This is a genomic window from Haloferula sargassicola, assembly GCF_040362925.1.
Taxonomy (GTDB): Bacteria; Verrucomicrobiota; Verrucomicrobiia; order Verrucomicrobiales; family Akkermansiaceae; genus Haloferula; species Haloferula sargassicola.
On record NZ_BAABRI010000020.1, the window covers coordinates 100,509 to 111,397 of the forward strand.

At 66.7% G+C, this 10,889-nt stretch carries 12 protein-coding genes and 1 pseudogene; 5 read left to right on the top strand and 8 right to left on the bottom strand.

Annotated features, from left to right (window positions below; translation table 11 throughout):
• Positions 1-13: 13 nt before the first annotated feature.
• From ABXH26_RS16565 to hisI, 3 genes are all read right to left on the bottom strand, one after another.
• Complete coding sequence (locus ABXH26_RS16565; RefSeq protein WP_353568210.1) at positions 14-937, bottom strand: hypothetical protein; 924 nt, start codon at positions 935-937, stop codon at positions 14-16.
• 111 nt (positions 938-1,048) lie between these two features.
• Positions 1,049-1,393: a 50S ribosomal protein L19 gene (gene rplS, locus ABXH26_RS16570; RefSeq protein ID WP_353568211.1), complete on the bottom strand. Its 345-nt coding sequence runs from the start codon at positions 1,391-1,393 to the stop codon at positions 1,049-1,051.
• A 272-nt stretch (positions 1,394-1,665) separates the two neighbouring features.
• Positions 1,666-2,103 (bottom strand): phosphoribosyl-AMP cyclohydrolase, encoded by a 438-nt coding sequence (gene hisI, locus ABXH26_RS16575; RefSeq protein WP_353568212.1) that lies wholly within the window; start codon positions 2,101-2,103, stop codon positions 1,666-1,668.
• Between the two features lie 106 nt (positions 2,104-2,209).
• Between hisI and proB the strand changes: the two genes are divergently transcribed.
• On the top strand, positions 2,210-2,974 hold the full coding sequence (gene proB / locus ABXH26_RS16580) for a glutamate 5-kinase (RefSeq protein ID WP_353568213.1): 765 nt from the start codon (positions 2,210-2,212) through the stop codon (positions 2,972-2,974).
• Entirely contained in the window at positions 2,971-4,230 is a 1,260-nt protein-coding gene (locus ABXH26_RS16585) for a glutamate-5-semialdehyde dehydrogenase (protein WP_353568214.1), read from the top strand. The genes proB and ABXH26_RS16585 overlap by 4 nt, the downstream gene beginning before the upstream one ends.
• A gap of 86 nt (positions 4,231-4,316) precedes the next feature.
• Here ABXH26_RS16585 and ABXH26_RS16590 read toward each other — a convergent pair whose 3' ends face one another.
• The 3 genes from ABXH26_RS16590 to ABXH26_RS16600 are packed head-to-tail and all read right to left on the bottom strand — an operon-like array spanning position 4,317 to position 6,644.
• Entirely contained in the window at positions 4,317-4,727 is a 411-nt protein-coding gene (locus ABXH26_RS16590; RefSeq protein WP_353568215.1) for a Minf_1886 family protein, read from the bottom strand.
• 47 nt (positions 4,728-4,774) lie between these two features.
• The gene (miaA, locus tag ABXH26_RS16595) at positions 4,775-5,758 is read right to left on the bottom strand and encodes a tRNA (adenosine(37)-N6)-dimethylallyltransferase MiaA (protein WP_353568223.1); all 984 of its coding nucleotides are present in this window, start codon (positions 5,756-5,758) and stop codon (positions 4,775-4,777) included.
• A gap of 28 nt (positions 5,759-5,786) precedes the next feature.
• Positions 5,787-6,644 (bottom strand): RNA recognition motif domain-containing protein, encoded by an 858-nt coding sequence (locus ABXH26_RS16600; RefSeq protein WP_353568216.1) that lies wholly within the window; start codon positions 6,642-6,644, stop codon positions 5,787-5,789.
• Positions 6,645-6,977: 333 nt separating this feature from the next.
• Here ABXH26_RS16600 and ABXH26_RS16605 point away from each other — a divergent pair, with 333 nt between their 5' ends.
• The 3 genes from ABXH26_RS16605 to ABXH26_RS16615 all read left to right on the top strand — a co-directional run bounded on the left by ABXH26_RS16605 (position 6,978) and on the right by ABXH26_RS16615 (position 9,615).
• Positions 6,978-7,928 (top strand): D-alanyl-D-alanine carboxypeptidase family protein, encoded by a 951-nt coding sequence (locus ABXH26_RS16605; protein WP_353568217.1) that lies wholly within the window; start codon positions 6,978-6,980, stop codon positions 7,926-7,928.
• Positions 7,929-7,983: 55 nt separating this feature from the next.
• Positions 7,984-9,057, top strand: a complete 1,074-nt coding sequence (locus tag ABXH26_RS16610; RefSeq protein WP_353568224.1) for a 6-phosphofructokinase — start codon at positions 7,984-7,986, stop codon at positions 9,055-9,057.
• Between the two features lie 72 nt (positions 9,058-9,129).
• Positions 9,130-9,615 carry an Lrp/AsnC family transcriptional regulator gene (locus ABXH26_RS16615; protein WP_353568218.1) on the top strand — a complete coding sequence of 162 codons (486 nt, stop codon included), beginning with the start codon at positions 9,130-9,132 and terminating at the stop codon, positions 9,613-9,615.
• A gap of 88 nt (positions 9,616-9,703) precedes the next feature.
• Here the strand turns inward: ABXH26_RS16615 and ABXH26_RS16620 are convergent, their stop codons facing one another.
• Positions 9,704-10,588 carry a phosphatidylserine decarboxylase gene (locus ABXH26_RS16620; RefSeq protein ID WP_353568219.1) on the bottom strand — a complete coding sequence of 295 codons (885 nt, stop codon included), beginning with the start codon at positions 10,586-10,588 and terminating at the stop codon, positions 9,704-9,706.
• 79 nt (positions 10,589-10,667) lie between these two features.
• A pseudogene (locus ABXH26_RS16625) lies at positions 10,668-10,889 on the bottom strand (hypothetical protein); the annotation flags it as partial.

The window sequence follows — 10,889 nt, forward strand, 5'->3', positions numbered from 1 at the left end:
TCTTGGGGAAATCTCAGGGGTTCTCGGCATCGGTCGCCTGCGGGACGAAGTGCGACCACGCCCGGCGGGTGATGCGGCTGGAGAGGGAATCCTCGGCGGGTTCGCCCTCGGGCGGCTGGGAGATCGGTGCCAGGCTGGAATCCAAGGCCAGCGACGAGGCCACGATCCGGAACGCGGCGGAAAGCATCTGGTTGCGGAGCTCCTCGACATCGGCGCTGACGGGGATGTCCGCCGAGGCTGGCTCGGCTTCCTCCGGGCGCTCCAAAGCCAGGGTGAGGTGGTCGGCCTTGCGCCGGTCGGGCGTGATCCAGGCCTCGAACTTGAGCTGCCGGAAGGACGCCTGGGCGAGCGTCTCCGCGGCAAGCCGGGCGGCCTTGCGGGTGGTGTTGACCCAGCGGGACGGGGTGCGGATCTTCAGTTTGACCTTGGGCGCGGAGCTTTCCGATTCGCCGGGGATGGCCAGCTTTGAACGCGAAAGCCGCAGGCCTCTGAGGGCGGCCTGGATTTCCTCTTCGCTGGCGGTCGTGTGGTCCAGGACCCGTTCATAGGCGGTCAGGGCCGCCAGGGGCCTCGATTCGGATTCCAGTCGAGCGCCGGCGTTGAGGAACGATGCCGCGGGAAACTCGGATCCGTTCGCCCAGAAGTTCGCCGGCAGGGGCTCGGGCAGGTCGGTGAGGGGGATTTCCGGTGGCGGCGGAGGCGGGGGTGGTTCCTCGGGCTCGGGCGCTTCCTCCGGCTCCGCCTCGGGCAGCACCGGGGGCAGCGCGAACAAATCGGACGGCCTGGCGAGCTCCTGGGTGGCCCTGGAACGCGCAAGGGCGATCGTTTTCCCGTCCGGCGGAGTCAGGAAATCGTACGGCTGCGTGCCCGCGATCCACACCCCGGCCACGACCGCGATGCACAGCAGGATGACAAGCCAAACGGGAACCCGGCGCACGGGCGGAGCATTTCCGAGCTCCCCGCCCGCGCCAAGCAGATAGATGGAAATGAAAAACGCGCCGGCGGACGGACCGCGGGCGCGCTTCGGGAAAATCGGGGCTGCCGCGGATTATTCGGCGGCCTTGACGGCGGTGGCCTTCTTGCCGACGCGGCTGCGCAGGTAGTGCAGCTTGGCGCGGCGGACCTTGCCACGGTTGGTCACCTCGATCTTGGCGATGCGCGGGGTGTGCACCGGGAACACGCGCTCGACGCCTTCGCCGTAGGAGATCTTGCGGACGGTGAAGGAGGCGTTCACGCCCGAGCCACGCTTGGCGATCACGATGCCGGCAAAGATCTGGATACGCTCCTTGCCCCCTTCCACCACGCGGGTGTGGACCTTGACCGTGTCGCCCACGTTGAATTCGACGACGTCCTGCTTAAGCTGCTCCTGCTCGATCTTGCTGATGATGTCCATGGCGGTCCTCCTGTCTTGAAAATGGGTCATCCCGGCGCCTGCCCGGCGCGAGGGGCGGGAGAACTAGTGGAACGCCCCCGCGTTTGCAATCGCGAAATTCAACGAAATTTTCATGGAACTGGCCGGCTGCAAGGGGGGGGACCAGGATGGATGGGATTTTGAGGATGGATGGGATGGATGGGGGGTTTTTGCTCTGGCAGGGCGGATTTCAGGGACCGTTAGCCACCATCCCGTTCATCCTTCCCATCCTGCGAAAATCCCCCGGGAGCCCGTCATTTCTTCCCATAGACGGCGTCCGGGTCGAAGCGGCGGCCTTCTTCGGTGAAGGAGAGCTGCGTTTCCGGCAGGTCGACGCGACGGTAGAAACAACCGCTGCGGCCGGTGTGGCAGGCACCCTCGCCAATTTGATCGACGTAGAGGACCAGCGCGTCCTGGTCGCAGTCGGTCCGGATTTCGCGGATCTTCTGCACATGGCCGGAGGTCGCGCCCTTGTGCCAGATTTCCTGGCGGCTGCGCGACCAGTAGACGGCCTCGCCCTTTTCCAAGGTGAGTTTGAGCGACTCCTCGTTCATGTAGGCGAGCATCAGCGGCTCGCGGGTTTCGGCATCGATCGCCATGGCGGGGATCAGGCCGTCGGCGTCGAACTTCGGCGCGAAGTCGCTGCCTTCCTCGATCTCCTTCTTGTCACCGCGGGTGGGAAATGTGGCCATGCGGCGCGTTTAAGTCGGCGGGCCGCGGCGGGCAAGCCGGGCTTGGCAAGAATTGCGTTGGCGGATCGGCCCGGTCGGGTGTTTGCTGCCGCCCCTTTTTCCGCCCATGAACTCGCTCACCGTCATCAAGGCCGGCACCGGAGTCCTCACGCGCGTCAGCGACGGCACGCTGGATGGCGGCTCGCTCGTAAGGCTGGTCACGGCCATCGCCGGCATCGTGGAAAAGGGAAACCGCTGCTTGCTGGTCAGCTCCGGAGCTGTCGGAGCGGGCGTCTCCGCCTTTGGCCTCGGCGCGTATCCTTCCGACCTGACGACCCGCCAAGCCTGCGCCGCGGTCGGTCAGGCGCGGCTGATGCACACCTACGAAAACCTGTTCCGGAACTTCAACCTCTCGGTCGCCCAGGTCCTGCTCTCCGGCGACGACCTCAACCGCCCGGAGCGCTCCGGCAACGTGAAGAACACGCTCGAGCGCCTGCTTTCCGAGCCGGGCATCGTGCCGATCATCAATGAGAACGACTCGGTCGCCGTCGAGGAGCTGCGCGTGGGCGACAACGACATGCTTTCCTCCGCGGTCGCGAAACTGATCGGCGCCGACCGTTTGATCCTGCTCACCAGCGTCGATGGCTTGCTCGACCCCGCGACCAACGAACTCGTCCCCGAAGTCCGCGAGCTGGACGGCATCGAGTCGATGGTGAAGAACGAGAAGGGCCGTTTCTCGATCGGTGGCATGGCCACCAAGCTGTCCGCCGTGCGCGGCGCGGTGGCGGCCGGGATCGAGGTCCACATCGCCCATGGCCGCAAGCCCGAACGCCTCGCCGCCATCCTCGCCGGCGAGGCCGGCATTTCCACCCGCTTTCCCGTCCAGGCATGACCGAAGAAGACATCCGCGACTCCATCGAAACGCTGGCCCGCCAGGCTCGGGCGGCCTCGTATCGGCTCTCCCAGCTCAGCACGGAAAAAAAGAACGCCATCCTGCTGGCCATGGCCGAGGGGATCCGCGCGGCATCTGCCAAGCTGATCGAGGAAAACGCCAAGGACCTCGAAGCGGCCGAGTCGAAGGGACTCAGCAGCGCGATGATCGACCGCCTGCGACTTGATGGAAAACGCATCGAAGCGATGGCCCAAGGCATCGCCGAAGTCGCCGAGCTGCCCGATCCGGTCGGCCACGTCATGGAAAGCTGGACCCGCCCGAACGGCATGCGTCTCGAGCAGGTGCGGGTGCCGATCGGCACCATCGGCATCATCTACGAAAGCCGCCCGAACGTCACCAGCGACGCCGCCGTGCTCTGTCTCAAGACCGGCAACGCGACCATCCTCCGCGGCGGCTCGGAGGCGATCCACTCGAACCGCGCCATCGCCGAAGTGCTCACGAAGTCCGGCGAAGCGGCCGGCCTGCCCGAGCACGCGATCGAGCTCATCCCGTTCACCGATCGGGCCAGCGTCGCCGCGCTGTGCGCGATGGACAAATGGCTCGATGTCATCATTCCTCGCGGCGGCCGCGGGCTGATCGAGACCGTGGTTTCGCTGGCCCGCATGCCGGTCATCAAGCACTACGATGGCATCTGCCACCTCTACGTCGATGCTGCTGCCGACCTCGACATGGCGGTGAAGCTCACGGTCAACTCGAAGACCCACAAACCCGGCGTCTGCAATGCGCTGGAGACCTTGCTGGTCCACGAGTCGGTCGAGGAAACCTTCCTGCCGATGGTAGCAGAGGCGCTGCGCGAAAAGGACGTCGAGCTGCGTGGCTGCGAGCGCACCCGGGCGGTCATCGACTGTGAGGCTGCGACCGAGGACGACTGGGGCACCGAGTATCTCGACCTCATCCTCTCGATCAAAGTCGTCGACTCGTTGGAAGCGGCGGTCGATCACATCAACACGCATGGCTCGCATCACACGGATTGCATTGTCACCGGAGATGAGCCGACCGCGGAACGATTTCTCTCGGCGGTGGATTCCGCCTGCGTCTTCCACAACGTCTCGACCCGCTTCGCCGACGGCGGCGAGTTCGGCTTCGGCGCGGAGATCGGGATTTCCACCGAAAAGCTCCACGCCCGCGGCCCGATGGGCCTGCGCGAACTCACCAGCTACCAATACCGCGTCCGCGGCGAAGGGCAGGTGAGGTAGTGGCGCAAAGCTCCAGCTTTGCGAGTGGAGCGCCGGTCGGTGACCGGCAGGCTGAAGGCCCGCGCTTCGCTCGCAAAGCTGGAGCTTTACACCACGTCCTGTGCCACCTGCCGCCTGCGGGGGATGTAGGGGTGCTCGAAGGCTTCCTGGAAATCGAAGACGCCTTCGAAATCCTCGAGCGTGTCCGATTCCTGCCGGCCGAACATCTGCTCCTCGATCAGGTGAAACACCATCTCGCCGACGTTGCGGGTTTCGGTGAGACCCCAGAGTTCCATCAGGGTGGAGGACATCGGGCCGAATTCCTGCAAGGCCAGATCGCGGAAGCCGGCCAGCAGCTCGCGTCCGCTGACGTGGCGGGCACGGCCGGAGTTCGTTTCCGCGGCGCGCTTGAGGGTGAAATCCAGCGAGTCCTTGAGGAAAAGATAGGCCTGGGGATCGAAGCGCGAGTCACGGCGGACGATGTTTTCGACGGCGCTCTCGAACTGGGCGGGCTGCATGGAAGGCAATGTGCGGTTTCGAGGCGGCGAGGTCAAAACCAGAAGACTCAGCGTGATTTCAACATCTCGATCGCCGCGGCAGACGGCACGCCGGCTCCCGGCGACCAGACCAGGGGTCGCAGCCAGGTCTCCCGACGGAACCAGGTTTCCTGCCGCTTGGCATACTGGCGGGTCGCGGCGGCGATCCGCTCCACGCAGGTCTCACGGTCGGTTTTTTCCGCGAGGAAATCCCGGATCTGCGGCACGCCGATGGCCTTCGTCAAGGTGGCGGAAAGTTCGTTTCGGCGAACTTCGTCGATCGCGCCCTGGTCGAGCATGCGACGGGTCCGGATCTCGATCCGGCGATGCAGTTCGGCGCGCTCCCGGCGGATGACGAGCCCGACGAGGGAGCCATCGATGTCGCGGGAACGGGCGGTCCAACGATCGCGCAGCTCGGAGCAGCGGCGGCCGCTGAGCAGGCAGATTTCCAAGGCCCGGGAAACGTAGCGGCGGTTCGCGAGGTGGGTGCGGGCGGCTTCGACGGGGTCGAGCTGCCGGAGCTCGGCGACCAGGTCGTCGAGCGGGCGGAGATCCAGTTTTTCGCGCAGCGCGGGGTCGCCCGGTGGCAGGGGATCGGGGCCGTGGGTGAGGAATTTGAGGTAGAGTCCGGAGCCGCCGGTCACGATCGGCAGGCGTCCGCGGGCGTGGATGTCGGCGATCACCGGGAGCGCCATTTCGCGGTAGCGCATGGCGTCGCAGGTCTCGGCGGGATCGAGCACGCCATAGAGATGGTGGGGCGCGGCGGCGCGCTCCTCCGCGGTGGGCGCGGCAGTGAGGGTGTCGAGCCCGCGGTAGAGCTGGAAGGCATCGGCATTGACCACCTCGCCGTCGAGCTGGCTGGCGAGGGCCGCGGCAAGTGCGGATTTTCCCGAGGCGGTGGGGCCGCAGAGGTAGATGGGGCGGGGCGGGTTCAGATCGGGAGTGTGGGAGGAGAGGCTGGGATTGAAAATGAAAACACCCCGCCCGGGACGGACCCGGGTGGGGTGGGAAATCGGGCGGGGCCGGAGCCTCGCGGTCGGGTCAGGATTGCGGCTTTTCCTCCTCGGGCAGCTCGGCGGCGGCCGGGGCCTCCGTCTGCGGCTGGGCCGGAGCTTCCGCGGCGGGCGCGTGCTCGATCGGGGCGGCGGCCGGGGCCTGCTTCGACTCGGCGGCGGGTGTTTCCTCGTCGCTTTCCTGCTCGCGGTCGTCGGTGTCGGCGGGGCCGTCGGACTTGGCGGCGCTCACGACGAGCTTGCGGCCCATGAAGAACTGGTCGTGGAGGACCTCCACGGACTTCTTGGCCTCGTCGGTATCGAGCATCTCGATGAAGCCATAGCCCTTCGAGCGATGGGTGCGGCGGTTGTAGACGATCTCGACGCGGCGGACCGAGCCGACGCCACGGAACAGCTCCTCGAGGTCGCTCTCGGTGGCCTCATAGGAGAGGTTGCCGAGATAGAGGCGGCGGGAGTCGACGTCCTTGGCCTTGGCCTCGGCGCGCTCGCGGCGTTTTTCCGGGCTGTCCTTCTCGCGGGGCTCGCGGGGTTCGCGGGTCTTGGCGATGCGGGTGTTGGACTTGACGGGTTGGGGCTCCTTGCGGTCGCCGCGGCGCTTCGGCTCGGGCTCCTTGTAGAGGCCGATGGCCTTGAGCAGCTTCTGCCACCAGGTCAGTGGCTTGGGCTTCGGGGCGCGGGTGCGGCTGCGGGTGCCGCCGCCTCCGGCCTGGCCGCCTGCGCCGCTGCGGCGACGGCGTTGGCCGCCGCCTCCTTCGCCACGGTTCGGGTTGTGGTTCGGCGAGTCCCCCTGGTTCTGGCGGTTGCGATTGCGGTTGCGGTTTCTTCCTCCGCGGGAGCGACGGCGCTTCTCGCCGTTGCCGCGGGCATCGGATGTGGTATTTGACATGGTTTGCTAGTGGTTGGGCGGACGACCGGGACAGCCTGGGCTCCTTGGAAAAGAAGCGTCGGGCCTGCTGGCCGGTTTCAAACCGCCGGGGCCACCGGCTTTTTGGTGCCGGGAAGGATCCGTCCGTGTCGTAGCGGGAAGGACGGCCTTCGAAGTCCCCGGACGGACGGTGGAATCCCGGGTCCGTTCGTGAGGCGGTGCCGGGGACGGAAGGTCCCGCTGCGCCGCGCCGGGAGGCTAGGGAATGACCGTGGCATGGCAAGGCGGGATTTTCGCACGGTATCCGCTTTGGGGTTGAGGGACATCGCTCCCCGGCTAGGATCCGCGCGTCCTATGAATCGAGTGATTTCCTGCATCTGCGCCCTGCTGGCGCTGGCGATGCCTGCCCTGGCGGACGAGGCGGTGATGGTGGTGGAGGCCCATTCGGGCAAAGTCCTCATCGGCCGCCACACGACCGTGAAACGGCCCGTCGCCAGCTTGACCAAGATCGCCACCGGCGTGCTGGTGGTCGATTGGGCCGAGGCGGCGGGGGTGGACCTCGCCACCACGCGGGTGACGGTGCCGCCCGCGGTGGCCGGCCTCGGTGGGGCGAATCCCATGCAGCTCGCGCCGGGGGAGTCGCTCAGCGCGCTCGATGCCTTGTTTTCCGCCATGCTGGGAAGTGACAATGCGGCGGCCCTGACGCTGGCCGATCATGTGGGGCGCGAGTTCCTGCGCCGCCACGGTCGCTCGGGCGATCCGGTGGGGGCTTTCGTCCAGGAAATGAACCACCTGGCCGAGGCCCTGAACATGAGGAAGACGAGGTTCGTCAATCCCCACGGGCTGGAGGCACCGAATTCGGTCGGCCTGTCGACCGCGGCCGACATCGCGAAGCTTTCGATCTACGCGATGCGCCGCCCGGGCATGAGCTTCGTGACCCGGCAGCCATCCCGCCAGGTGAAGGTCTCCGGGGCCGCGGGAGAGCGGATTTTCAATATCAAGAACACCAACCAGCTGGTCTCCGAGCACGTGATCGGGCTGAAAACCGGCACCACCGCGGCGGCCGGCGAGTGCCTGGCGGTGGCGGTGGAGCGCGATCCGCTGATCCGGCCGAAGGCGGACGGCTCGAAGGGCGTCACGCCGCGGCGGCTGATCGTGGTGTTGCTCGATTCTCCGAACCGCTTCGCCCGGGCCAAGGGGCTCATCGACCAAGGTTGGGGAATTTACGACTCGTGGGTGAATTCGGGGGCCACGGTGCAGGATCGCGACCGCGAGATCCTCACCGTGCCGGATCCCCGAGGCTGACAGCATCGGTTTTTTTCCTTATCAAACGACGGAAAATCAGAGAGAGCCCGTGCCGATGCGAATTGGAATTCTCAACAGTGGTGGGGACTGCCCCGGCCTCAATGCAGTCATCCACGGCGTGGTGGGGGCGGCGACCCAGCTCGGCTGGGAGGTCATTGGTTTCAAAGACGGGTTCGAAGGGCTCCTGCCGCCCGGCGACTTCAAGATTCTAAAGCCCGAGGACACCGTCGGCATCCTCAAGCTCGGCGGGACCATCCTGGGCACCACCAACAAGGGCCACTTCGCCGCCAAGGTGGGCAAGGGCGACATCGCCGAGGTTCCGGCCGACATCGTGGCCAAGGCCAAGAAGACCCTCGACCAGCTCGAAATCGGCGCGCTGGTCGTGGTCGGCGGCGACGGCTCGCTGACCACCGGCCTGCAGCTCTACCGCGAAGGCTGGCCGGTCATCGGCGTGCCGAAGACGATCGACAACGACCTCCAGGCCACCGCCATGACCTTCGGCTTTGACAGCGCCGTGAGCACGGTCGTCGACGGCCTTGACCGGCTCCACACCACGGCCGACAGCCACAAGCGCGTGATGGTGCTCGAGGTGATGGGCCGCCACGCCGGCTGGATCGCCCTCTGGGGCGGCATCGCGGGAGGTGCGGATGCGATCCTCCTGCCGGAAATCCCCTTTAACCTCGAAAAGGTCGCCGAACACATCAAGCAACGCGACGCCCTGGGCCGCCACAGCTCGCTGATCGTCGTGGCCGAGGGCGCCAAGCTCCCCGACGGCGACATCGTGACCGTGTCCGAGAACTCGGGCGGCGAGGTCCGCCTCGGCGGCGTGGGCGATGTGGTCGCCAAGCGACTCGAGCAGCTCACCGGCAAGGAAACCCGCTCCTGCACCCTGGGCCACCTCCAGCGCGGCGGCGCGCCGACCTCGCTCGACCGCATTCTCGGCACGCGCTTCGGCGTGATGGCCGTGAAGCTCGCGTCGGAAGGAAACTTCGGCCGCATGGTCAGCTACCAGGCCTACCACGTGGACTCGGTGCCGATCGAGGAAGCGGTGAACCAGCTGCGGCTGGTCACGCCCGATGGTGAAATGGTCAAGGCCGCCAAGGCCGTGGGCATCTGCCTCGGCGATTGAGGTCCCGTCATTTTTTGCAAGCCGCGGGGGGCTCTTGCCTCCCGCGGCTTTTCGCTTTAAGCCGCCTGCGCCATGTCGATCGACCCATTGCTGGACCTCCTGCGCCGCAAGGCGCGCCACACTCATCGTGAACTCGCCGAGCTGCTCTCGCTGTCCGAGGCGGAGGTGAAGGCCCGCATCGTGGAGTGGGAAAACGACGGCACCATCGCCGGCTACCAGGCGGTCATCGACCCCGAGCTGGCGGGCGATCAGGACGTTTCCGCCTTCATCGAGGTGAAACTGACGCCCGAGCGTGGCGGCGGCTTCGACCGGCTGGCCTTCCGCATCGCCCGCTTCGACCAGGTGGTGAGCTGCTACCTTGCCAGCGGCGGCTACGACCTGATGGTGGTCGTCGAGGGCAGCGATCTGCGTGAAGTCGCGCGGTTCGTATCGGAGAAGCTTAGCAGCATGGACGGCGTGCTTTCCACCGCCACCCACTTCCGCCTGAAGACCTACAAGGAAAACGGCTTCCTGCTCGAGCACCAGGATGCTCCGGAGCGGCTGGCCGTAGCTCCGTGAGGTCGGGTCGAGCGCCCTCGCTCGACCGGGGGTGGTCCCTTGGTGCCGTCTCCTCGAACTGGCGGCGGACGGCCCAGGGCGGTCGCCCCTACCGGGCCATCGGCGTGCCGATCCGGGCGTAGAGCTCGCGCTGGCGCGCGCTGTTTTCCAGCAGGTCGTCGGCCAAGGTCACCGCGCCGGGCTCGAAAATCGTGATGGTGGAGGAGCCCCCGAAGGCGAAGTAGCCCTTTTCCGCGCCCTTTTCCACTGGCGTTCCCGGCGTGTAGGTCTGGTGAATGCTGCCGACGCAGGTGGCTCCGATTTCCGCGATGAGGACCAGGCCGAGGTCGGGCGTCTCCAGCCGGGTCAGCGTGCGCTTGTTTTCCCACAGGTAGTGCAGGTGCCGGCGCAGGGCGATGGGCGACACCGAGTAAAGGGGACCGTCGATCATTTTCGCGGGTCCTGGCGTGCCCGCGCAGGGAAAGTGGAAGCGGTGGTAATCCACCGGGCAAAGCCGCGAAAGCACCAGTGAGCCGTCGGCGAAACGTCGGGCCAGCGCGTCATCGCCGAGCAGCCCGCGCAGGTCGAAGCGCTGGCCTTTCACGAAGAAGGCGTCGATGTCCGAAATCCTCGGGAAGCCGAGATGGCGTCCATCCGCTGGGAAAACCGCGCGCGCGGCGGGATCGATCGGCCGCGCCTCGGGCTTGAGCTTGCGGTAGAAGAACTCGTTGAAGCTGCGGAACGACCCGATCGGATCCGCGAAATCGGCCGGATCGAGTTCGTAGTCGCGGATGAAGGGCTCGATCTTCTCGCGGCTGGCAGGCTGGTCCATGCGCTGGCCGTACCACTTCGAGAACCCGGCGCGTTTGATCATCCCATGCAGCGGCAGCGTGCCGAGCGGGTGCTCGTACACGAAGCGCAGGAACCCCTCGCCATAGACCTTCTCGGTCTCGGTCGCGCCAGTGTGCCGGTTGAAAAACTCGATCTCTTCCACGTCGCCGCCTCGATAATCGAGGAGCCGGGAGTCGGAAAGCGAAAGTCGGTGCTTGGTCCGTTGTCCGTTGTCCTTTGTCCTACACCTCGGGCTCGGGCTCGGGCTCGGGCTCGGGCTCGGGCTCGGGCTCGGGCTCGGGCTCGGGCTCGGGCTCGGGCCCGGACCACGGACGTTGGACCACGGACCACGGACCACGGACCACGGACCACGGACCACGGACCACGGACCACGGACCACGGACCACGGACCACGGACCACGGACCACGGACCACGGACCACGGACCACGGACCACGGACCACG

What these genes read in the sequence shown, in the direction of transcription:
- ABXH26_RS16610 (WP_353568224.1), top strand. Translation starts at nt 7,984, where the DNA reads ATGCGAATTGGAATTCTCAACAGTGGTGGGGACTGCCCCGGCCTCAAT.
- ABXH26_RS16585 (WP_353568214.1), top strand. Translation starts at nt 2,971, where the DNA reads ATGACCGAAGAAGACATCCGCGACTCCATCGAAACGCTGGCCCGCCAG.
- ABXH26_RS16605 (WP_353568217.1), top strand. Translation starts at nt 6,978, where the DNA reads ATGAATCGAGTGATTTCCTGCATCTGCGCCCTGCTGGCGCTGGCGATG.
- hisI (WP_353568212.1), bottom strand. Translation starts at nt 2,103, where the DNA reads ATGGCCACATTTCCCACCCGCGGTGACAAGAAGGAGATCGAGGAAGGC.
- ABXH26_RS16590 (WP_353568215.1), bottom strand. Translation starts at nt 4,727, where the DNA reads ATGCAGCCCGCCCAGTTCGAGAGCGCCGTCGAAAACATCGTCCGCCGT.
- ABXH26_RS16600 (WP_353568216.1), bottom strand. Translation starts at nt 6,644, where the DNA reads ATGTCAAATACCACATCCGATGCCCGCGGCAACGGCGAGAAGCGCCGT.
- rplS (WP_353568211.1), bottom strand. Translation starts at nt 1,393, where the DNA reads ATGGACATCATCAGCAAGATCGAGCAGGAGCAGCTTAAGCAGGACGTC.
- proB (WP_353568213.1), top strand. Translation starts at nt 2,210, where the DNA reads ATGAACTCGCTCACCGTCATCAAGGCCGGCACCGGAGTCCTCACGCGC.
- ABXH26_RS16615 (WP_353568218.1), top strand. Translation starts at nt 9,130, where the DNA reads ATGTCGATCGACCCATTGCTGGACCTCCTGCGCCGCAAGGCGCGCCAC.